We start from the raw sequence: 21,319 nt of genomic DNA, 5'->3' as shown, positions 1-21,319 counted from the left end.
AATGACGAGCTCCGCCGTGACGACCAAGATCCATCCCAGTGCTCTGGTGGATCCCCGCGCCCGGCTGGCCGAAGGGGTGGCGATCGGCCCGTTCGCCGTGATCGGTCCCGATGTCCAGATCGGTGCGGGCAGCACCATCGGCCCACACGTGGTGATCGATGGCCGGGTCACGATGGGCGCGCGCAACCGGGTGTTTCCGGGAGCCTGCATCGGCCTCGAGCCCCAGGATCTCAAGTACAACGGCGCTGACACCGAGGTAGTGATCGGGGACGACAACGCGTTTCGTGAATGCGTCACGATCAATCGGGCCACCGCCGCCGGCGAGCAGACCCGCATCGGCAGCGGCAACCTGTTGATGGCTTACAGCCACGTGGGCCACAACTGCGAACTGGGCGACCGGATCGTGGTGGCGAATGGGGTGGCGATCGCCGGCCATGTGGTGATCGGTGATCGGGCCGTGATCGGTGGCGTGCTGGGCATCCACCAGTTCGTGCACATCGGCAAGCTGGCGATGGTGGGTGGCATGAGCCGCATCGATCGCGACGTCCCCCCCTTCGCGATCGTGGAAGGGCACCCGGGGCGGCTACGGGGCCTCAACCGCATCGGCCTGCGCCGCAGCGGCCTTGCCGACCGCGAGGACGGCGCCGAGCTGCGCCAGTTGCGGGAGGTGTGGGACCGCCTCTACCGCGGCGATGAGGTGCTGATGGAGGCGCTGCGGCAATTGCGTCAGCAGCACCTGCTGCCGGCAGCCGAGGAGCTGTGCAGCTTCCTCGAGGCCTCGATTGCGCCCGGGCGCCGCGGCCCATTGCCGCCGCAGCGCTGATGGCGCGGTTGCTGATCAGCACCGGCGAGGTGTCGGGTGATCTGCAGGGGGGGCTGTTGATCCAGGCGCTGCATGCGGAGGCGGAACGCCGCCACCTGCCGCTGGAGATCGTGGCCTTGGGCGGCGAGCGGATGGAGCGTGCCGGCGCCCGGCTGATCGCCAACACGGCGCCGATGGGGGCGATCGGACTCTGGGAAGCCCTGCCCCTGGTGCTCCCCACCCTGCGCCTGCAGCGCAAGGTGGGCCAATGGCTGCGCCAGTCGCCGCCCGATGGGCTGGTGCTGATCGATTACATGGGCGCCAATGTGAATCTGGGCCTGCGCATCCGCCGCGACTACCCCTGGGTGCCGATCACCTACTACATCGCGCCGCAGGAGTGGGCCTTCCGCTTCGGCGATGGCGGCACCACGCGCCTGATCGGCTTCACCGACCGGATCCTGGCCATCTTTCCCCAGGAAGCCAGCTTCTACGCCGCCCGCGGCGCGGACGTCACCTGGGTGGGCCATCCGCTGGTGGACACGCTCACCGAACAGCCCGATCCGGCCGAGGCCAGGCGCGAGCTGGGTCTCACCCCGGACCAGCCCCTGCTGCTGCTGATGCCGGCCTCCCGGCCCCAGGAGTTGCGCTACCTGCTGCCGCCCCTGGCCGCCGCCGCAGCAAGGCTGCAGCAGTTGCGCCCCAGCCTCAAGGTGATCGTTCCGGCCGGCCTGCCCAGCTTCGAGCAACCCCTGGCCAGCCGCCTGGCGGCTGCGGGCGTGGAGGCCACCGTGGTGCCGGCCGCCCGCTGCGACGCGCTCAAGCCCACCCTGTGTGCCGCCGCCACCCTGGCCTTCACCAAGTCGGGAACGGTGAACCTGGAGATGGCGCTGCGGGGGGTCCCCCAGGTGGTGGGCTACCGACTCAGCCGGCCCACCGCCTTCATCGCCAAGCGGCTGCTGGGCTTCAACGTGCCCCACATCTCCCCGGTGAACCTCCTGCTGGGGGAACGGCTGCTGCCGGAACTGCTGCAGAACGACCTCACCGCCGACACGATCGTGGCGGAGGCCTTGCCGCTGCTGGAGCAGGGCCCCGAGCGGCAGCGGATGCTGGACGGCTACAGCCGCCTGCGCGGCATCCTGGGCGAGCCGGGCGTCACACGCAGAGCGGCGGCGGCCATCCTGGATCAGATCGCCGCGGCGGCCACCCACGGCGCCGCCACCGCCCGCAGCGTTCCTGAACCGGCATGAACCCGCTCCCTTCCCCCCCGCCCTCGCGGAGCCCGCTGCAGCGCCCCTGGCACCACTGGCTGGCACCGCTGCTGCTGGTGGTCACCCTGCTGATCGCCGCCGTTCCGCCCGCGCAGGCGGCGGTGGAGGAGGCGGTGTTCGCCGGTGGCTGCTTCTGGTGCCTGGAGCACGACCTCGAGCAGCTCCCCGGTGTGCTCGATGCGGTGAGCGGCTACAGCGGCGGTGCCCAGGCCAACCCCACCTACAAGCAGGTGTCGGCCGGTGGCACTGGGCACCTCGAAGCCGTGCTGGTGCGCTTCGACGCCGACCGGATCAGCTATCCGGCGCTGCTGCGCTCCTTCTGGCGCAACGTGGATCCGCTGGATGGGGGCGGCCAGTTCTGCGATCGCGGCTCGTCGTATCAGCCGGCCATCTTCGTGCGCGGTGCCCGTCAGGAACAGCAGGCCCGTGCCAGCCAGGACGCGGCCGCCCGCGAACTGAAGCGCAAGCCCGCTGAGCTGCGGGTGCCGGTGCGGCCGCTGCAGCGCTTCTGGCCCGCCGAGAGCTATCACCAGAATTACGCGGAACGCAACAAGGCGAAGTACTCCTATTACCGCTGGTCGTGCGGCCGTGACCGGCGCCTCGACGAGCGTTGGGGCAAGGCCGCCCGCAGCGGCACGCCCTGGCGTTCCCCCTGACACCCCGGTGGGGGTTTCAGCCCTTCCCAGAAGCGGGCCGCCTGCTTACGTTGACTGCAGGCGACATGTCGGTGCCTGTATGTATCTGCTGACGATCAAGGACGGCCTGGCCACCCGCCACGTCGGCCCCTACGAAAGCCCGAAACAGGCGGTCGATGATCTCGACCGCCTGTTGATGAGCTTCGGCGACCGGGCCCGCTGGCAGATCCACGAGTTGGAGTCCCCAGCCATGCTGCTGAGCGGCGTGGCACCGGTGGCGGCCGCCTGAGGCGCCACCACCACGAGGTTCCAGCACTGCAGCGATCCAGCGGATCTTGGCAGGGGAGCAACCGGAACAGCTCCGCGCCGAAACGATGCAGCACCCGTTCGGACCAGTCCTCAAAGGGCTCCCAGGGTTGGGTCCATGGACACACCGCCTGCGTCGTGCTGCTCAGTCCGTGCTGTTCAACCTCTGTATGGCCGCTCCGCCTCTGACCTGATGAACAGACAGGCAGGCCTACCGGGCCTGGCGGGGGTAGCCGCTCAACAGGCCGCTCTCCACCATCAGGCCCACACCCGCGGTCACACAGATCAGCCCCAGGGCGCCGTACCAGAACCAGGGGCCGGTGGCCGGCGCTTTCACCAGCAGGGCCACCTGCTGCACCGTGCGCCGGCTGATCGCTTCACCCACCAGGCAGAGGCCCAGCGGCAACAGCAGCACGCCCAGTTGCGCGCGGATGTACCAGCGGATCTTCTTGGCGGCCATGGCGTCGGCAAGCGGCGTCAGTGGTCAACCCTAAGCCGGCCCCCCGAGGCACACCCAGTTCACCAGGGTGCGCACGCCGAAGCCGGTGGCACCGGCGGGGTCGAGCCCCCGGCCCTTGTCGCTCCACACGGTGCCGGCGATGTCGAGATGGGCCCAGGGGAGATCGGGCGTGACGAAATCCTTGAGGAACAGGGCCGCCGTGATCGACCCTCCCGGCCGTGGCCCGGTGTTCTTGAGGTCCGCCACCGGGCTTTTCAGGCCCTGCTTGTAGGCGGCATGCAGCGGCATGCGCCAGAACAGCTCGCCGCCCTGCTGACCGGCGTCCACCAGGGCCGCCGCCAGCGTGTCGCTGACGGACCAGAGCCCGGCGATCTCCTCGCCCAGGGCGATCACGCAGGCACCGGTGAGCGTGGCCAGATCCACCACCGCATCCGGTTCGAGGTTGCAGGCGTACACCAGGGCATCGGCCAGGGTGAGCCGCCCTTCTGCATCGGTGTTGTTGATTTCGATGGTCTTGCCGTTGGAGGCGGTGAGGATGTCGCCGGGGTGGATGGCGTTGCCGCTGATCATGTTTTCGCAGGCGGCCACGATCACGTGCACCTCCACATCCGCCGGCTTGAGCTCGGCGATGGCCCGCGCCGCACCCAGCACCGCCGCGCTGCCGCCCATGTCGTACTTCATCATCTCGATCTGGGAGCCGGCGGTTTTGAGGTTGTAGCCGCCCGAATCGAAGGTGAGCCCCTTGCCGATCAACACCAGCCGTCGGCTGGAGCCCCCGGCGGGGCGATAGGTGAGGTGGATGAACTTCGGCGGCAGATCCGAGCCCTGTGCCACGCCCAGGTAGGCCCCCATGCCGAGCGCTTCGCAGTCGTCGCGCTCCAGCACCTTCAGCTCCAGGCCGAAGTCGGTGGCGATGCTGGCGGCGGTGTCGGCCAGGGCCTGGGGGGTGACCGCATTGGGCGGGGCGGCCACCAGCTCGCGGGCCAGCTCCACACCGGCGCAGGTGGCGGCCACGGCGCTCAGGCCAGCACCGGCCGCTTCCGGCAGGCCCAGCAGGGTGACGCTCTCCGGCAGCGGCTGGGGCTCTGCCTCGCTCTTGAAGCGTTGATCCTTGTAGAGGCTCAGCCGCACCGCTTCGGCGATGGCCGTGGCGGCCGCGGCGGGATCAAGGCCCTCGCTGGGAAGGGCCAGCCCCAGCGCGCCACCGGCGGCGGCGGCGGCCTTGGCGCTGGCGGCCGCGGCGCTGCGCAGGGCGGCGCCGTCGAGGCTGCCAGCCTCCCCCAGCCCCACCAGCACCAGCAGGCTGGGGGTGTGGGCGGGCAGATGCAGGGCCAGGCAGTCGCCGGGTTTGCTCTTGAAGCGTCGCTTCTCCAGCAGCGCGGGCAGGTCGAGGCTGAAGCGTGCTGACAGGAGCGGCAGCCAACCGGCGGGATCCCCCTGCAGCACTCCCACCGCCAGGGTGTCGCCTTCCCACTGCGTGAAGGCGGTGGGGCTGGTGCGGAACTCCATGGAGCGTCAACCTTGGAGGCGCGATCGTAGCCATGCCGCCCCGGACTCCCCGCTGGCGCTCAGGCCGGATCGGCGGTGAAGGGGGTGGCCCAGCGCTGCCGCGTTTCCTTGTTGAAAGGGGGCTGCCAACGGCGGATCAGCGCCTGCTCCAGGGCCCGGCGCGGCCTGACTGCCCCGGGGACGTCGCTGCAGAAGCGGATGCTCAGCCCGCTGGCGAGCCCGCAGCGGCGCAGGGCTTCGTCGTAGGCCGCCAGGTAGGTCTTGCAGTCGTGGTCGCCTTTCCAGCGACGATCGGCGCAGCCGGTTTCGCCCACGTACAGCAGCAGGGGGTGCTCCAGCTGGGGTTGGCGGTCCATCACCACATACAGAGCCGCCCCCTGCTGCGGCGGCTCGGGCCAGCGCCAGAACTGCAGGTTGAGCGGTGCCAGCGCCAGTGGATCGAAGACGGCAGCCTGCGCGGCGGCGGCATCGGTCCCGCCGGCTCCGAACAGCGAGCGCTGCGCCACACCGGCCCCGCTGCCGTGCAGGGGACGCTGAAAGTCGGCCAGGCCCTGCTGCCAGCGCAGCAGTTGATGGCGCGCCAACGGCAGAGCCGTGGGCACGTGGTCGCCGGCGGCGGACGCCGGCCCGGCGCCGAACAGGTCGAGCTGGCCCTGGCGCGGCAGGCCCATGCTCAGGGCCGCTGCCGCTGTGGCGCCGGTGTCGGCCGTGGCAGATCCGGCCCCACCGGCCCCCGGCCGAAACTCACCTTGCCGATCAGGGCCTCCACCAGGTGGGGGGGCAGTTGCAGCCGTTGCTGCAGATCGGCGAGATCCTGAAAGGGCCCCCGCCCCCGTTCGCGCACCAGCCGCTGGCAACGCGGGGGATCAAGCAGCAGCCGCGCCTGCAGCTGTTCGACGCTGCAGCGGTTCACATCCAGCGGCACCGGCCGCAGCGGCGCGGGCTCCCCATACCAGCGGAACTCCAGCAGTGGCAGCCAGCACTGCAGCTGGGCGTCGCTGAGGCCCAGCAACCGTTGCAGGTCGTCCTCACCGCTGAGCTGCACGCCGCCGGCCTGCAGACGCAAGAGCAGATCCACCTGGTGCGGCTCACAGCCGGGCAGCCGCAGCCAGTCGGCGGGGGTGGCGCGGTTCACATCCAACCGCCAGCCCAGGGCGGCGGCGTGGCGCACCTGGGCGGCATCCCGCAGCCGCAGGCCAGGGTTCTGCTTCAGCTTCAAGGCCAGCAGCTCCCGTTCCACGGCCACGTCGGCCCCGACAGGCTCAGGGCCGCCACCGGCCCCGGCTGTATCTGTTGCGGCGTTCGATGACGCCGGCTCACGACGAAGCGGTGGTGGCGGCGGCGCAATCTGCCCCGTGGCGATCAGCAGGCGGCGCGCCAGTGGATCCAACCAGTGCCCTCTGGCCATGGCGGCCCCCTTCAGCCACGACGGACTTGGCCGAAGTTAGCGGCAGGGGACGGTCGATACGTCAATCCGTACTCACCGGCAGACAGGCAGGCGCCGCAGAATCGTTCCGATCGCTCTGTGTTCGGCAGCTTGATGGGCTTCTTTGAATCCGAGATCGTGCAGGACGAAGCCCGGCGCCTGTTCACCGATTACCAGCAGCTCACCCAGCTGGGCTCCGACTACGGCAAGTTCGACCGCGAGGGCAAGAAGCTCTTCATCGAGCGGATGGAGGAGCTGATGGACCGCTACCGGGTGTTCATGAAGCGCTTCGAGCTCTCTGAGGATTTCCAGGCCAAGCTCACGGTCGAGCAGCTGCGCACGCAGCTGGGCCAGTTCGGCATGACGCCTGAGCAGATGTTCAGCCAGATGCATCTCACGCTCGAGCGCATGAAGAGCGAGCTGAGCTCGTCCTGCTGACGCCTGCCTACGATCCGCCGCGACGGGTTGTGGCACGGGTGGGGTGAACGGATGGGGCAGGCGCAGGTGTGGCCGGACGTGCCGGCATGGCTGAGCCGGGGCCTGGCGGATCTCTTTCCGCACGAGGCGGGTCCGTTGGCCGGCAGCGCCACCTCACTGGCCGCGCGCCTGGCGGAAGCCGAGCGGGAGGGCAGGCCGCTGCGCATCAAGCTCGGCATCGATCCCACCGGCTCCGACATCCATCTGGGGCACAGCCTGCTGTTCCGCAAGCTGCGGGCCTTCCAGGACGCCGGCCACACCGCCGTGCTGATCATCGGCGACTTCACCGCCCGCATCGGTGATCCCACCGGCAAGAGCGCCACCCGCGTGCAGCTCAGCGCCGAGGCGGTGGCCGCCCATGCCACCACCTATCTGGAGCAGCTGGGCCAGGGACAGTCGCGGCAGCGCGCCCTGCTCGACTTCGAAACCCCCGGCCGGCTGGAGGTGCGCCGCAACAGCGAGTGGTTGGCGGCCCTGGATCTGCCACAGGTGATCGAGCTGCTGGGTACCAGCACCGTGGGACAGATGCTCGCCAAGGACGACTTCTCCAAGCGCTATGGCGGCGGCACGCCGATCGCCCTGCATGAGTTCCTGTACCCGCTGCTGCAGGGCTATGACTCAGTGGCGGTGCGCTCCGACCTGGAGCTGGGCGGCACCGATCAGAAGTTCAATGTGGCCATGGGCCGGGATCTGCAGCGCCACTTCGGCCAGCCGCCCCAGTTCGGCCTGCTGCTGCCGATCCTGCCGGGGCTCGATGGTGTGCAGAAGATGAGCAAGAGCCTGGGCAACACCGTGGGGCTCCAGGACGACCCGCTCTCGATGTATTCAAAGCTGGAGAAGGTGCCCGACGCCGCGGTGAACGCCTACCTCACCCTGCTCACGGATCTCGAGCTCGAGGCGCTGCCGGCCAATCCGCGGGAGCGCCAGAAGGCGATGGCCCTGGAGGTGACCGCCACACGCCATGGCCAGCAGGCGGCGTTGCAGGCCCAGGCCGATGCCGCCGGACTGGTGGGAGTGGGGGCAGGGCGGAACCCCGGGCTCGATGGTGAAGCAGGCGGCTCGCCCCGTGCCGAGGCTGTCGACGTGCTGGAGGCGTCACTGGCGGCGGTGAGCTTTCCCGCCAAGGCCTTTTTCCTGCTCAGTGCCATCGGGGTCTGCGCCAGCAGCAGTGAAGGACGGCGCCAGATCCAGGGGGGCGGCGTGAAGCTGGATGGCGAGAAGCTGAGCGATCCCAACCTGGAATTCAGCAGCCCGGCGGAGCTGGACGGCAAGGTGCTGCAGCTCGGAAAGAAGACCTTCCGGCGGCTGGTGCCCTGATGGCCACCACAGTGCGAACCACGGTGGGCACCACGGCGTTGGCCGATCCTGCAGAGCGGATCATCGTGGCCCTTGACCGGCCCGATGCCGTCAGCGCCCTGGCATTGGCCGCCTCGATTCCGGAGCTGCGCTGGGTGAAGGTGGGCCTGGAGCTGTTCACCGCCGCCGGGCCGGAGGTGGTGCGCGAGCTGCGCCGGTGTGGCCTGCGCGTGTTTCTGGATCTGAAGTTCCACGACATCCCCGCCACCATGGCTGGCGCCTGCCACAGCGCCGCCGCCCTCGGCGCCGAGCTGATCACCGTGCATGCCAGCGCCGGTCGCCGGGCTCTGGCGGCGGCCCAGGCGGCGGCGGAGCAGGGTGCTGCTGCCCAGGGCATGGCTCCGCCCACCCTGCTGGCGGTCACTGTGCTCACCAGCTGGGAGGCCGACCGCTTCGCCGCCGAACTGCAGGTTCCAGTGGCGATGGCTGCCCACGTGAGCCACCTGGCGGCCCTGGCTGCTGCCGCCGGGCTGCGCGGTGCCGTGTGCTCACCGCTGGAGGTGGCCGAGCTACGCGCGCGGCATCCACTGCCCTTCGCCCTGGTGACCCCGGGCATCCGCCCCGTCGGCGCCGCCACGGGCGACCAGGCCCGCGTGCTCACGCCGGCCCAGGCGATCGCCGCTGGTGCCAGCCAGCTGGTGATCGGCCGGCCGATCACGGCAGCAGCCGATCCGGCGGCGGCGTTCGCGGCCTGTTGCGCCGAACTGACCGCAGCGCCCTGAGCCACCGCCCCGCTGTCTGAGGCTTGGCCTGGCCCAGCGGCCCACACCAGACCCACTGCCGCCGGCTGCCCCGCAGACCACCCGCCCAGCCCGCCAGGAGCGGGTCCCGTTTTCCCCTGCTCCGCCAGCCGCTGATCCCGCCGGCCCGTGGCGCACAGACAGCCGGGCCGCCACGGGGGATGCTGCAGGCACGCTCTGCCCCCCGACCATGCCCCGCGCCGGGATCCAGCCGGCCCAGTCGGGCCTTCGCTTCCTCCCCGCCCACTTCAGCCCCTGGGTGCACCGGCTCAGCCGCTGGGCGCTGCCGCTGCTGTTGCGCACGCGGGAGATTGTGGACTGTCAGGTGGAGGGGGCGGAGCGGCTGGCTCAGCTGTTTTCGGAGCACCAGCAGGGCCGCGTGCGGCTGCTGATCGCCTTTCGCCACCCCACCACCACCGATCCGCTCACGATGGCCCGGCTGATCTGGGAGGAGGTGCCCCGGGCCGCCCGGGCGGCAGGGCTGACCCTGCGCAGACCGGTGCACAGCCAGTTCCTCTACGACCGAGGCATTCCCCTGTGGGCGGGAGAGGCTGCCGGCTGGATCCTGGGCGCGCTGGGGGGCATCCCGATTCAGCGCGGCAAGCTCGACCGGGTGGCGCTCAAGGCCGCCCGCGAGGTGCTGGCCCAGGGCCCGTTCCCGCTGGCGATCGCTCCGGAGGGTGCCACCAACAACCACGGCGAGCTGCTTGGCCCCCTGGAGCCGGGGCTGGCCCAGATGGCCTTCTGGTGCTGCGACGACCTGGCGGCCGCCGGCCGTCAGGAGCGGGTGCTGATCGTGCCGATCGCCCTCAAGTACGTGACGCAGGGCCGCGACTGGCCGGCGATCGATACACTGCTCGATCGCCTCGAAGCCCAGCTCCGCCGGCATCCGGGCCGGCATGGTGCAGAAGGCTCAGAAGGTGCGGAAGGTTCAGAAGCATCAGACAACACAGCACACCCTGCAGGAGCAGGCGGCCCCATGGGGGATGGCAGCGTGGCGGAAGCGCTGCGCTACCGCCGCCTGATCCAGCTGGGCGACAACGTGATCACCCTGCTGGAGGCCTTCTACCGGGAGGCCCATGGCCTGGACCTGCCTCCTCTTTCGGCCCCGGCGCCGTACCCGTCCTGCCTCGAGAACGGCTTCATCACCAGGCTCGAGCGGATTCGCAACGCGGCGCTGGGGGTGGCTGAAAGCCGTTTGCAGCTCTTGCGTCCGAAGGGGAGCCTCGGTGAGCGCTGCCGGCGCGTGGAGCAGGCGGGCTGGGACCGCATCTACCGCGACGACCTGAAGGCGATGACGCCCCTGGAGCGCAGCCTGGCCGACTGGCAGGCCACCGAGGCCCGCCTGGCCATGGACCATATGCGCCTGGTGGAATACTTCTCCACGCTCAGCGGTTCCTACGTGGCTGAGAAGCCCAGCTTCGATCGCTACACCGAAGTGCTGCAGATCCTGTGGCGAGCGATCACCTGGATCAACGGCACCAGCCACGACAAGCCACCCGAGCTGGGCTCCCGGCTCGCCCGGCTGTCGGTGGGGGAGCCGATCGATGTGACCGAGCGGCACGGCCGCTACCTCAGCGGTCGCCGTGAGGCTGTGGAGGAACTGATGGCCGACCTGCGCGCCCGCATGCTGGCGGAACTGGAGGGGGCCGCCGGCCCTGGCTCTCAGGCCGCCAGGGCGGGACGAGGGACCAGTTCGGCGTAAACACGCTCCAACGCCTCGATGTTGCGTGTGAGCGTGTAGCGCTGCAGCGCCCGCTCCCTGGCACGGCGCCCGAGTTCGGCGGTGAGCACAGGCTGGTCGCGCAGCACCGGCAGCAGGGTGCGCAGCTGGGTGGTGACCCCCTGGGTGCTGATCACGATACCGGCCCCTCCCTCCAGCACCTCACCATCGGCGCCAGCATCGGTGGCCACACAGGCGGTGCCGCTGGCCATAGCTTCCAGCAACGACAACGACAACCCCTCCACCAGCGACGGCAGCAGGAACACCTCCGAGGCCTGCAGCAGCGCCACCCGTCGCTCCAGCGCAGGTTCATAGCCCCACCAGAGGATGTCCGGGTCTTCATGGGCGGCCTGCAGCGATCCCCGCAGCGGCCCATCGCCCACGATCACCAGCACGCAGCCGGCTGGCCGCACCAACCGCCAGGCGCGCAGCAGGGCCTCCACGTTCTTCTCGGTGGCCAGCCGGCCCATGTACAGAAACGGGCGGCGGCCTTCGCAGCGCGCCTGCACCTCACGGCGCAGAGCGCTGCTGCCACGCTCGGAGCCTCTCCGCTCTGAACCTCCTCGCTCGGAGTCCGCGGGCTTCCACACATCGGTGTCGACGCCGTTGGGGATCACCGCCAACCGGTCATCCTTGACCCCCAGCCGGGACAGCACCTCGGCCTGCAGCTCGGAGAAGACGATCACCCGGTTGAAGCGGGCCAGAGCCGGGGCATAGAGCTGGTAGGTGAGCTGCTGGGTACCGCCCGCCAGGTTGCGAAGGCCGGCGTCGAAGGCGGGATGGAAGGTGGCGACAAGCGGCACGCCCAGCTGCTGGCAGAGATCGGGCAGCAGGAAATCGAGCGGCGAGAGCGTGAGGCTGGCGTGCACCAGATCCGGTTTGAGCTGCTCCAGCGATTCCCGCAACTCCCGCTGGGCGCCCGGCGCGGGGACCGTGTACACCTGCGACTTCAGCAGGTAGGGCAGGGCTACTTCGCTCTCATCGCCCGCCAGCGCGGCCCGGCGCGAGGCCCGCAGCGCCTCCTTGGTGAGCGTCAGGCCTTTGCCGTTGACGCTCGGGGGATCCCAGGGCAGCCCGGGGCCCGTGGCGGGTGTGTCGAAGTGGATGAAGCTGATGCGGTGGCCCCGTTGCCGCAACTGCTCCGTGGTGGTGAGCCCGTAGGTGACGTTGCCGCAGAAGGGTGATTTCTTGCCCAGCCAGGCGATATGCGCCAACTGCTGTCGCCCATTTCTGCCAAAACGCTAGCAGCGCTGCCAGGGACGCTCCAGCAGGGCCGCCAGCAGGGTGATGCCCGCAAGTACCCAGAGCACGGGCTGCAGCCCGTAGCGGCTCACCACCGTGCCCGCCAGCACAAGCGGCAGGCTCAGGGCAATGTTGATCAGGTTGTTCTGCAGGCCAAACACCTTGCCGCGCAGTTCTTCCGGGGTGTCTTCCTGGATGGTGGTCTGGGCGGGGATGGCCAGCAGGGCGGCGCCCACCCCCAGCGCCACGCACAAGCCGAGCGTGAGCGACAGGCTGCCGCGCACCTGGCCCAGCAGCACCAGCGCAAAGGCGATCAGGCCCAGGCCCGAGGCCGAGAGCAGGCGGCGGGTGAAGCCGCGGCCGAGCTGGGCCACCGCCAGTGCACCGACGGCCATGCCCAGGCCGCTCATGGCCAGCAGGGTGCCGAACTGGGTGGGTCCGAGCCCCTTGATCGCCGAGGCCAGGCTGATGGCCAGGACATAGAGCGCCGCCAGGATGCTGTACAGCAACACAAGATGCACCAGGGCATTTCGCACGCTGGAGCGCTCGCGAAGCACCTGGATTCCTTCCAGGATCTCGCCCCACACCGAGGTGCCGCGGTCTTGCCAGGGGGCTTCCACCACGCGGATGCGGGCAATCGACAGCGCCGCCAGCCCATAGCAAAGCGGGAGCAGCACGAACTCACCGCCTTCGATGCCGAGCGTGGCGAGTCCGTTGCGCAGCAGGCGCAGCACCGGGTCGCCGAGCGCGAAGCCCACGATCGTGGCGCCCATGCTGGTGGCCTGGTAGAGCGAGATGGCAGCGAGCAGAAGCGGTCGCGGCACGAGCAGGGGAATGGCCGCCTGCTCGGCGGGCGCAAAGAACTGGGTGAGCACCGACTCGAGGAAGGTCATCGCCACCAGGCCCCAGTAGCCCCAGCTGAGGCCGAGGAAGAAGGGGCCGGGGATCAGTAGCAGCGGGGCCAGCAGCACCAGGCCCGCGCGCAGGGCGTTGGAGGCCACCATCACCTTGCGTTTCGGCCAGCGGTCGGCCCAGACCCCCGCCACGGTGCCGAGGGCCATGGCGGGCACGGTGTTGGCCACATAGATCCCCGTGGCCAGCAGGGTGATCATCTGGGCGCGGGTCTCGAAATCGAAGCGCAGGCTGGCGGCCGCTTCAGCCAGCAGCGCGTTGGTCTGGGGGGTGTCCGTCACCCAGTACTGGGCGATCAGGAACACCATCAACACGATGTAGAACTTGTCGGCCAGCTGGGAGAAGATCTGCCCCAGCCACAGGCGCCGGAAGTCGGGCAGGGCCAGCACCGCCTGCAAGCCCTGGCCCCGGGCCGTGCTGGCCAGCTCCTCGCTGGCGGCCGCCTCCGGGCAGGCTGCCGGACCTCTGGACGCATCTTCGCCGACGCTGCCTCCGCTGGGGCCGGCCTCCGGCATCGGCGGAGGCGGGGGGGTGGCTCGGGACAATCCGCTCAAGGTTCTATCCGTTCCGCCGCAATGATGGCTCAGGGGATGGTGCCTCCAGCGCGTGACCCGGCTCGAAGCAGTCACGCAGAAGACGCAACGCACGGCAGCGGCGTCCGCCGTGCTCCTGGGTCCACAGTTCCACCAGCTGCAGGAGCCGCAGCCACACCGCCAGCGGCCCCATCAATTCCCCGTCCCGGCGGCGCGGTGGAGCCGGGCGTGTCAGCCGTTGCAGCAGCGCCAGTTCAGAGGCATTGAGCACGAGCATCGCCCCAGGCACCGCGCCGATCAACAGCCCTTCGCTGGGCACCAGGCTGCAGCGCCAGTCCCAGTTGCCGATCGGTGGCTCCAGCGGCTGCCCGCTGCGGCCGCAGCACTGCAGCGGCAGGCCATAGCCGCCCAGGGCCAGCAGATGCACGCTGCCCTGCACCGCGATCGCCAGGGCCTCAACGCTCTCCTGCCGCTCGCGCACCACGGTGTCTAGACGCCCCAGCTGCATCAGCAGATCCTCCAGCACCCCGTGGACGCCATCGCCGCCCGGCACCAGCAGCAGGGCCAGCTCCGCCAGCGCCTGAGCGGCAGCGAGCGTTTCCAGCCGCTCCGCCAGCTGGCTGTAGGTGCGCTGCACCTGCAACTGCCGAACCCGCCGCAGGCCGCGGCCACCGCCCACCTGCAGCTGGAGCAGGGCCAGCGGCACCGCTGCCGCCAGGCTGCTGCGCGGCCGGCGCGCTCCCGGCACCGCCAGCCGCACCAGCCCCTCGGCGTCGGTGAGCAAGGTAAGCAGACGGTCGTTTTCGCCGAGGGGCCCGCTCTTGAGCACGAGCCCCTCCAGGCGCGCCGCGCCGCCACTCACGAGGCAGGGGGTGTGGCGGGGCTGCGCAGCGCCTGCATCAGTGCCACTCCACGGCTGGTGCCGAGCCGGCTAGCGCCGGCCTCCACCAGCTCGAAGGCCTGTTCCAGCCCAGTGATGCCACCGGAGGCTTTCACGGCCACGCGGCCGCGGGCCAGCTCGCGCAGGTGCTGCACCTGGGCCACGCTCACCGGCGGACCGAAGCCACTGCCGCTCTTGAGGAAGGCGGCGCCGGCATCGATGGACGCCTCCACCAGCAGGGCCAGGGCGGGATCACTCAACCTGCCGGCCTCGAGAATCACCTTCACCGGCAGGCCCAGCTCCACGATCGCACCGATCTCCTCGTAGACGGCGCTGCCGTTGCCATCGGCGAGGGCGCCGAAGTCGGGCACGATGTCCAGTTCGTCGGCGCCGGCGGCAGCGGCGGCTTCCGCCTCGGCCCGTTTGATCGCCGCCGGCACCGCGCCGAAGGGGAAGGCCACCACCCCGATCAACCGCACGCGGCTGGCGTTGCCCAGCCGCTCCCGGCCGCAGGCCAGCCAGCGCGAGGCGAGGCAGACACCGGCAAAGCCGAAGTGGCGGGCCTCGTCGCAGCAACGATGCACGGCTTCGATCCCATGATGGGGATCGAGAAGCGCGTGATCAATGAGCGGTGCCAGGTCGGGGCGTTCGTGGCGCAAGAGTTCAGGAATCCCGCGGTTGAATCACTCCGAAGCCACCATGATTGCGGCGGTACAGCACCTGAATTCCTCTCGTCTTCTCATCACGAAACACGTAGAAATCGTGATCGATCAGATCAAGCTGGTGCAGCGCCGCTTCCAGGCTCATCTCCGGCATGGCGAAATACTTGCGCCGCACAGCGGGCACCGGCAGTTCCGGTTCGCGGCCGGCCAGAAGATCGGCCGTGAGCGCCGTGGTGTCGGTGGTGCCGTCTTCGAGGCCGACCGCCTCCTGCACGTCGCTCTGGTGGTGATCGGTGAGGCGCTCCTTGTAGCGGCGCAGCTGGCGGCTGAGTTTTCCCGCCACCATATCGATGCTGGCGTAAAGGTTTTCGCTGCGTTCCTGGGCGCGAATCACGAGGCCGTTGGCGAACACGGTGACCTCCGCCGTCTGCTGGGGAACCCGGGGGTTGCGGGCCACCGACAGATGGACATCCGCCTCCTTGACCAGCCCCTCGAAATGATTGATCGCCCGGGTCAGTTTGTCTTCCGTGTACTCCCGGATGGCTGGGGTGACGTCGAGATTGCGACCGTGGATCAACAGCTTCATCGAACCGCTCCTTTGGCGATCGGATTGCAATAAGCCTAGGAAGCCAGGCGCATGAAACCACTTCTCGATGCAATCCGTTTTGAACCCCCGGCGCCGGTGGAGTTCACTCAGGCGTGGCACTGGCAGCAGCAGCTGCGTGATCGCCTGCTGACCAACCCCGCGGCTCCGGAAGCGCTGCTGCTGCTCCAGCATCTGCCCTGCTACACGCTCGGTCGCGGGGCCAGCTCAGGGTTTCTGCGCTTCGATCCCCAGGCTCCGCCTGCGCCCCTGCACCGCATCGATCGCGGCGGGGAGGTGACCCACCATCTGCCTGGCCAGCTGGTGCTCTACCCCGTGCTCGATCTGCAGCGGCACGGCGCTGATCTCCACTGCTATCTGCGCGCCTTGGAGGGGGTGGTGATCAGCGTGCTGGCGGAGCTGGGCCTGGTGGGGGAGCGGATCGAGGGGCTCACCGGTGTGTGGCTGGAGGGGCGCAAGCTGGCGGCGATCGGGGTGGGGGCGCGCCGCTGGATCAGCCAGCACGGCCTTGCCCTGAATGTGAACTGTGACCTGGGGGGATTCGAGGCGATCGTGCCCTGCGGTCTGGAAGGGCGGGCGGTGGGCCGGCTGAGCGACTGGTGCCCCGGGATCACCCCCGACCAGGTGCAACCGCTGCTGAGCCGGGCGGGTGCCGAGGCGTTCGGACTAACGCTCCGACCACCGGAGCCCGCCGAACGGCTCTGGGGGTGTTAAGCCTGTGCCACCATCGGCTGCAAGGCAGTGAAAGCACGGGCGGAGATTTCCTGGTCGGGTGACCGGAAGGACTGTCAGGCGCTGGCCGCTCGCGAGGACCTCAGCCAGATCACCGGGCTGGAGCAGATCTGGCCGGAAGCGGCCCAGCGCTACGGCACAGCCGTGGCCCTGGAGGCTCCCCACACCACCCCGCCCGAGCAGCTCAGCTTCTGCGACCTCAACGCCGCGATCCTGGAGGCCGCCGCTGCCTTTGCCTCCCTGGGCGTGGCCCCCGGCGATGTGGTGGCCCTGTTTGCCGAGAACTCGCCGCGCTGGCTGATCGCCGACCAGGGGCTGATGCGGGCCGGCGCCGCCGATGCGGTGCGGGGCAGCACGGCGCCGGTGGAGGAGCTGCGCTACATCCTCGAGGACTCCGGCGCAGTGGGGCTGGTGGTGGAATCGGCCGCGCTGCTGCAGCGCCTGGCCCTGCCGCCCGAGCAGCTCGCCCGGCTGCGTTTCGTGGTGCTGCTGGAGGAGCCGGCCGGCGCGGGCGCACTGCCGCTGCCCGAGCAGGTGATGGGCCTCAGCTGGCCCGACTTCAGCGCCCGCGGGGCCGGCGTGGCGCCACCGCCGCTGCCACCGGTGGCGCCGGAGCGCCTGGCCACGCTGCTCTATACCTCCGGCACCACCGGCCGGCCCAAGGGCGTGCCGCTCAGCCACGCCAACCTGCTGCATCAGCTCCGCACCCTCGGGGTGGCGGTGAATCCCCGCCCCGGCGATCGGGCGCTGAGCGTGCTGCCGATCTGGCATGCCTATGAGCGCACGGCCGAATACTTCCTGCTGGCGGCCGGCTGCCGCCAGACCTACACCACGCTCAAGCACCTGCGCGGTGACCTGCAGGCGGTCAAGCCGCACTACATGATCAGCGTGCCCCGCCTCTGGGAAGCGCTTCTGGCGGGCTTCGAGGATGCGCTGGCGGCCATGCCCGCCAAGCGCCGCAGCCTGATCGAGAAGGCACTGGCGGCGAGCCGCTTCCATGGGCTGCAGCGCCGCCGCGCCAGGGGCCTCACCCTGCAGGTGGAGCCGCCACTGGCCCGGCTTACGGCGGCGCTGCTCAGTGCGGTGAGCTGGCCAGTGGATGCGCTGGCCGCTGCGCTGCTGTGGCCGAAGGTGAGGCAGCAGTTGTCGGGAGGGGTGCTGCGCACGGCGATCAGCGGCGGCGGTGCCCTTTCCCTGCACGTGGACAGCTTCTTCGAGGCGATCGGCATCGAGCTGCTGGTGGGCTACGGCCTCACCGAAACCAGCCCGGTGCTTGCCTGCCGCCGGCCCTGGCGCAACCGCCGCGGCAGCGCCGGCCAACCCCTGCCGGACACCGACTTGAAAATCGTCGATCAGGAGAGCGGCGCGCCATTGGGCTGGGGCGAGCGGGGCCGGGTGCTGGCGCGCGGTCCGCAGGTGATGGCCGGCTACTTCAACAAGCCGGAAGCCACCGCTGCCGTGCTCGATGTCGACGGCTGGTTCGACACCGGCGACCTCGGCCACCTGCTGCCCGATGGCTCCCTGGTGCTCACCGGCCGCGCCAAGGACACGATCGTGCTCAGCAGTGGCGAGAACATCGAGCCCGGCCCGCTGGAGGAGGCCCTGGTGGCCCATCCGCTGGTGGAGCAGGTGATGCTGGTGGGGCAGGACCGCCGCCAGCTGGGCGCCCTGGTGGTGCCCCGCGCCGAGCCGCTGGCGGCCTTCGCGGCGGCGGCCGGTCTGCCGGCGCCCGCTGGTGCCGGTGCCGCTGTAGAGGCCGATGCCCTGTTGCTGCGTGCCCTCAAAGGTGAGTTCAACCGCTTGCTGGCGGCCCGCCCCGGTTCGCGCCCCGACGAACGCCTGGCCGGGGTGGCACTGGTGGAGCCGTTCACGATCGACAACGGCCTGCTCACCCAGACGCTGAAACAGCGGCGTGACCGCATCACCCAGCGGGACCAGGCGGCAGTGGAGGCCATCTACGCCGGTTGACCCCCGCTCCACCGGCTGACAGCCTGGTAGCTGCTACCAACCCCCCATGTCCGACGGCCAAACGCTGACCATCAAGCGCACCATCACGGTGCGGGCGGTGGTGACACCGCGCTGGAAGGAAGATGCCGAGCGAGAGCTCAGCGGCGCTGTCGCCAACACCGATCAGCAGCTCGCTCAGCTGGAGCAGGAGGGCCAGCAACTGGTGGATGAGATCCGCCGCCAGAGCATGAATCCGCTCGATCCACGGGTGCAGGAGCAGGTGGGCTCAGTGCAGCAGCAGGTGGCGGCCAAGCGCAGTGAACTGGAGGAGCAGAAGCGCGCCATGCTCGAACAGCAGCGCCAGGTACGCGAACTGGAGTTCGAGCAGATCGTGGATCAGGGCCAGATCGAAGGCGCCTGCAAGATCAAGGTGGGCGACAACCTGGTGCAGAAGCTCCAGGTGGCGGTGCTGGTGCGCGATGGCGTCGTGGAGGCGATCGAGGGGGGCTGAGCTCCGGGGTGGCGACGGCGTGGCGCGTAAAATCCCGTCGCCGGCTGCATCGGGACCAGGACTTTGGCGACCTACGAAATCTTCATGCCCGCCCTGAGCTCCACGATGACGGAGGGCAAGATCGTGGAGTGGCTGAAGCAGCCCGGCGACCGCGTCGAGCGCGGTGAGTCCGTCCTGGTCGTCGAATCCGACAAGGCCGACATGGACGTGGAGGCCTTCCAGGAGGGCTTCCTGGCCGCCGTGTTGATGCAGGCCGGTGGCACGGCACCGGTGGGCGAAACGATCGGTCTGATTGTGGAAACCGAAGCGGAGATCGCCGCTGCCCAGGCCGGTGCCCCCAGCGCGCCCGCTGCAGCCCCCGCTCCTGTGGCCGCCCCTGCCTCGCCCTCACCCGTTGCCGCACCGGTTGCGCCGGCGGCTCCGGTCGCTGCGGCTCCCCCGGCGCCAGCGGCTGTTGCCGCTGCCAGCCTGCCTGTGGCTGCTGCTCCGGCGGCGGGCAACGGCCGGGTGGTGGCTACTCCCCGCGCCCGCAAGCTGGCCAGCCAGCTCGGGGTCAAGCTGGAAGCGCTCAAGGGCAGCGGCCCTCATGGCCGCATCCAGGCCGAGGACGTGGAGCGGGCTGCCGGCCAGCCCGCCTCGGTGGCCCGGGTGGCGGAAGGCAGTGCCCCCTTCACGGCCGCCGCTCCCGCTGCCGCTGGGGCTTCGGCCGGTGGCGGTGCCTCGGCCGCACCCGCGGGCCAGAGCTTCGGCCGCCCGGGAGAGACGGTGGCCTTCACCACCCTGCAGGGGGCGGTGAACCGCAACATGCTCGCCAGCCTCGCGGTTCCCTGTTTCCACGTGGGCTACACGATCACCACCGATCGGCTCGATGCCTTCTACAAGCAGGTGAAGAGCAAGGGCGTCACGATGACGGCCCTGCTCGCCAAGGCGGTGGGCGTGGTGCTCGCGCGCCATCCCCAGGTGAACGCCGCAGCGAGCGAAACCGGCATGGTGTACCCCGCCTCCGTCAATGTGGCGATCGCCGTGGCCATGGATGACGGCGGCCTGGTGACGCCGGTGCTGAAGGAGGCCGATCGCACCGATCTCTACAGCCTGTCGCGCAACTGGGCGGACCTGGTGGCCCGCTCCCGCACCAAGCAGCTCAAGCCCGACGAATACAGCACCGGCACCTTCACCCTCTCCAATCTCGGCATGTTCGGGGTCGACCGTTTCGATGCGATCCTTCCGCCCGGCACCGGCGCGATCCTGGCGGTGGCGGCCTCCCTCCCCACGGTGGTGGCCAACGCCGATGGCTCGATCGCCGTCAAGCGCCAGATGCAGGTGAACCTGACCGCCGACCACCGGGTGATCTATGGCGCCCACGGGGCGGCGTTCCTCAAGGATCTGGCCGACCTGATCGAACACCGGCCCGAAAGCCTGGCGCTCTGAACCGACGGTGTCGAACCCTGCCGCCGGCTCCCTGAGCCATCCGGACACGCTGCTCTCCAGCTACAGCTTCCATCTGCCCGAGGAGCGCATCGCCCAGCGGCCGGCGGAACCGCGCCATGCGGCCCGCCTGCTGGCCGTGGAGCCGGAGCCGGCTCCGCCGCGGCACTTAACGGTGTGGGATCTGGCCGAGGAGCTCAAGCCCGGCGATCTGCTGGTGGTGAACAACACCCGCGTGCTCAAGGCGCGGCTGGCGGCACGGCGCCGCACCGGCGGGGCCGCGGAACTGCTGGTGCTGGAACCCCGCGGGGAAGGGCGCTGGTTGTGTCTGGCACGGCCCGCCAAACGCCTCCACCCCGGTGAGGAGCTTGAGCTGCAGGCTGCTGGGGGACTGTCGCCGCAGGCCACTGATGGACCACCGCTGGTGGTCACAGTGCTGGAGGTGGATCAGGCCAGCGGCGGCCGGGTGATCCAGTTCCCGCCCCACTGCGTTGATGCCGCAGCTATCGAGGCGCTCCTGGATCGTTACGGCAGCATGCCCCTGCCGCCCTACATCCACCAGCAGGACAGCAGCGACGACGAGCGCTACCAGACGCGCTACGCCGACAAACCCGGTGCCGTGGCAGCACCGACGGCGGGGTTGCATCTCAGCGACAAGCTGCTGGCGGCGCTGAAGGCCCGCGGGGTGCGCCTCGTGGCGATCACGCTGCACGTGGGGCTGGGCACCTTCCGGCCGGTGGAAACGGAAGATCTCAGCGCGCTCGAACTCCACAGCGAATGGGTGGAGGTGTCGGCGGAGGTGGTGGAGGCGGTGGCCAGCACACGCGCCGCTGGCGGGCGGGTGATCGCGATGGGCACCACGAGCGTGCGGGCGCTGGAAGGGGCTGCCGCCGCGTCAGCGGATGGCGTGCTGCAGCCTTTTCAAGGGCCGGTGGCCCTAGTGATTCAGCCCGGGTTCCGCTTTCGGGTGGTGGAAGGGCTGATCACAAACTTCCACCTGCCGCAGAGCTCGCTGCTGCTGCTGGTGAGTGCCCTGATCGGGCGTCCCCGGCTGCTGGAGCTCTACGCCACGGCGATCAACGAGGGTTACCGCTTCTTTTCCTATGGCGATGCCATGTGGATTGCCCCGGCAGCGGTGCTGCCGGGGGCCAGGCCCTGAGGCCCTGAGG

22 protein-coding genes are annotated in these 21,319 nt (G+C 70.1%); 13 read left to right on the top strand and 9 right to left on the bottom strand.

The genetic code is table 11. From position 1 onward, the window contains the following. Window position 1: 1 nt before the first annotated feature. The 4 genes from lpxA to CJZ80_RS09075 all read left to right on the top strand — a co-directional run bounded on the left by lpxA (window position 2) and on the right by CJZ80_RS09075 (window position 2,994). Entirely contained in the window at window positions 2–823 is an 822-nt protein-coding gene (lpxA, locus tag CJZ80_RS09090; RefSeq protein ID WP_094512683.1) for an acyl-ACP--UDP-N-acetylglucosamine O-acyltransferase, read from the top strand. Beyond that, window positions 823–2,049 carry a lipid-A-disaccharide synthase gene (lpxB, locus tag CJZ80_RS09085; protein WP_094512682.1) on the top strand — a complete coding sequence of 409 codons (1,227 nt, stop codon included), beginning with the start codon at window positions 823–825 and terminating at the stop codon, window positions 2,047–2,049. The genes lpxA and lpxB overlap by 1 nt, the downstream gene beginning before the upstream one ends. After that, window positions 2,046–2,726, top strand: a complete 681-nt coding sequence (msrA, locus tag CJZ80_RS09080) for a peptide-methionine (S)-S-oxide reductase MsrA (protein WP_094512681.1) — start codon at window positions 2,046–2,048, stop codon at window positions 2,724–2,726. Before lpxB ends, msrA begins: the two co-directional genes overlap by 4 nt. Window positions 2,727–2,805: 79 nt before the next feature. Beyond that, the gene (locus CJZ80_RS09075; protein WP_094512680.1) at window positions 2,806–2,994 is read left to right on the top strand and encodes a hypothetical protein; all 189 of its coding nucleotides are present in this window, start codon (window positions 2,806–2,808) and stop codon (window positions 2,992–2,994) included. Window positions 2,995–3,222: 228 nt separating this feature from the next. Here the strand turns inward: CJZ80_RS09075 and CJZ80_RS09070 are convergent, their stop codons facing one another. From CJZ80_RS09070 to CJZ80_RS09055, 4 genes are read right to left on the bottom strand one after another with little or no spacing between them, the layout of a single operon-like run. Next, window positions 3,223–3,471, bottom strand: coding sequence for a hypothetical protein (locus tag CJZ80_RS09070; protein WP_094512679.1), 249 nt, complete (start codon window positions 3,469–3,471; stop codon window positions 3,223–3,225). Window positions 3,472–3,501: 30 nt separating this feature from the next. Beyond that, complete coding sequence (locus tag CJZ80_RS09065; protein ID WP_094512678.1) at window positions 3,502–4,980, bottom strand: leucyl aminopeptidase; 1,479 nt, start codon at window positions 4,978–4,980, stop codon at window positions 3,502–3,504. A gap of 59 nt (window positions 4,981–5,039) precedes the next feature. Next, complete coding sequence (locus CJZ80_RS09060; RefSeq protein WP_233132940.1) at window positions 5,040–5,651, bottom strand: GIY-YIG nuclease family protein; 612 nt, start codon at window positions 5,649–5,651, stop codon at window positions 5,040–5,042. Between the two features lie 2 nt (window positions 5,652–5,653). After that, a complete protein-coding gene (locus tag CJZ80_RS09055; RefSeq protein ID WP_094512677.1) occupies window positions 5,654–6,388 on the bottom strand; it encodes a hypothetical protein in 735 nt (244 codons plus the stop codon). Window positions 6,389–6,520: 132 nt separating this feature from the next. On the opposite strand from CJZ80_RS09055, the gene CJZ80_RS09050 reads away from it, so the two are divergent. The 4 genes from CJZ80_RS09050 (at window position 6,521) to CJZ80_RS09035 (ending at window position 10,684) form a co-directional block, all read left to right on the top strand. Then, window positions 6,521–6,844 (top strand): DUF1825 family protein, encoded by a 324-nt coding sequence (locus CJZ80_RS09050; RefSeq protein ID WP_094512806.1) that lies wholly within the window; start codon window positions 6,521–6,523, stop codon window positions 6,842–6,844. Between the two features lie 51 nt (window positions 6,845–6,895). Beyond that, window positions 6,896–8,200, top strand: a complete 1,305-nt coding sequence (gene tyrS / locus CJZ80_RS09045; protein WP_094512676.1) for a tyrosine--tRNA ligase — start codon at window positions 6,896–6,898, stop codon at window positions 8,198–8,200. Next, window positions 8,200–8,961 carry an orotidine-5'-phosphate decarboxylase gene (gene pyrF, locus CJZ80_RS09040; protein WP_094512675.1) on the top strand — a complete coding sequence of 254 codons (762 nt, stop codon included), beginning with the start codon at window positions 8,200–8,202 and terminating at the stop codon, window positions 8,959–8,961. Before tyrS ends, pyrF begins: the two co-directional genes overlap by 1 nt. 208 nt (window positions 8,962–9,169) lie before the next feature. Then, window positions 9,170–10,684, top strand: a complete 1,515-nt coding sequence (locus CJZ80_RS09035; RefSeq protein WP_094512674.1) for a 1-acyl-sn-glycerol-3-phosphate acyltransferase — start codon at window positions 9,170–9,172, stop codon at window positions 10,682–10,684. Here the strand turns inward: CJZ80_RS09035 and CJZ80_RS09030 are convergent. The 5 genes from CJZ80_RS09030 to hpf are packed head-to-tail and all read right to left on the bottom strand — an operon-like array spanning window position 10,645 to window position 15,517. After that, on the bottom strand, window positions 10,645–11,916 hold the full coding sequence (locus CJZ80_RS09030; protein ID WP_094512673.1) for a glycosyltransferase family 4 protein: 1,272 nt from the start codon (window positions 11,914–11,916) through the stop codon (window positions 10,645–10,647). The genes CJZ80_RS09035 and CJZ80_RS09030 overlap by 40 nt on opposite strands. A 27-nt stretch (window positions 11,917–11,943) precedes the next feature. Beyond that, complete coding sequence (locus CJZ80_RS09025) at window positions 11,944–13,401, bottom strand: MFS transporter (protein ID WP_233132939.1); 1,458 nt, start codon at window positions 13,399–13,401, stop codon at window positions 11,944–11,946. A 13-nt stretch (window positions 13,402–13,414) separates the two neighbouring features. Continuing rightward, the gene (gene recO / locus CJZ80_RS09020) at window positions 13,415–14,251 is read right to left on the bottom strand and encodes a DNA repair protein RecO (RefSeq protein ID WP_094512671.1); all 837 of its coding nucleotides are present in this window, start codon (window positions 14,249–14,251) and stop codon (window positions 13,415–13,417) included. Next, complete coding sequence (gene deoC, locus CJZ80_RS09015; RefSeq protein WP_094512670.1) at window positions 14,248–14,928, bottom strand: deoxyribose-phosphate aldolase; 681 nt, start codon at window positions 14,926–14,928, stop codon at window positions 14,248–14,250. The genes recO and deoC overlap by 4 nt, the downstream gene beginning before the upstream one ends. A gap of 4 nt (window positions 14,929–14,932) precedes the next feature. Further along, window positions 14,933–15,517 (bottom strand): ribosome hibernation-promoting factor, HPF/YfiA family, encoded by a 585-nt coding sequence (hpf, locus tag CJZ80_RS09010; RefSeq protein ID WP_094512669.1) that lies wholly within the window; start codon window positions 15,515–15,517, stop codon window positions 14,933–14,935. Window positions 15,518–15,568: 51 nt separating this feature from the next. Here hpf and lipB point away from each other — a divergent pair, with 51 nt between their 5' ends. The 5 genes from lipB to queA all read left to right on the top strand — a co-directional run bounded on the left by lipB (window position 15,569) and on the right by queA (window position 21,309). After that, window positions 15,569–16,249, top strand: a complete 681-nt coding sequence (lipB, locus tag CJZ80_RS09005) for a lipoyl(octanoyl) transferase LipB (RefSeq protein WP_094512668.1) — start codon at window positions 15,569–15,571, stop codon at window positions 16,247–16,249. Between the two features lie 27 nt (window positions 16,250–16,276). Beyond that, on the top strand, window positions 16,277–18,235 hold the full coding sequence (locus CJZ80_RS09000) for an AMP-binding protein (RefSeq protein WP_094512667.1): 1,959 nt from the start codon (window positions 16,277–16,279) through the stop codon (window positions 18,233–18,235). Between the two features lie 46 nt (window positions 18,236–18,281). Further along, window positions 18,282–18,725, top strand: coding sequence for a YlqD family protein (locus CJZ80_RS08995; RefSeq protein ID WP_094512666.1), 444 nt, complete (start codon window positions 18,282–18,284; stop codon window positions 18,723–18,725). A 63-nt stretch (window positions 18,726–18,788) separates the two neighbouring features. Then, on the top strand, window positions 18,789–20,153 hold the full coding sequence (locus CJZ80_RS08990; RefSeq protein ID WP_094512665.1) for a dihydrolipoamide acetyltransferase family protein: 1,365 nt from the start codon (window positions 18,789–18,791) through the stop codon (window positions 20,151–20,153). A 31-nt stretch (window positions 20,154–20,184) separates the two neighbouring features. Continuing rightward, window positions 20,185–21,309 (top strand): tRNA preQ1(34) S-adenosylmethionine ribosyltransferase-isomerase QueA, encoded by a 1,125-nt coding sequence (gene queA, locus CJZ80_RS08985; protein WP_094512805.1) that lies wholly within the window; start codon window positions 20,185–20,187, stop codon window positions 21,307–21,309. The last annotated feature ends 10 nt before the right edge of the window (window positions 21,310–21,319 follow it).

It is taken from the genome of Synechococcus sp. MW101C3 (assembly GCF_002252635.1).
GTDB lineage: Bacteria > Cyanobacteriota > Cyanobacteriia > PCC-6307 > Cyanobiaceae > MW101C3.
Note: the sequence above shows the minus strand (reverse complement) of the source record. Positions and strands in the feature narration are given on the sequence as shown.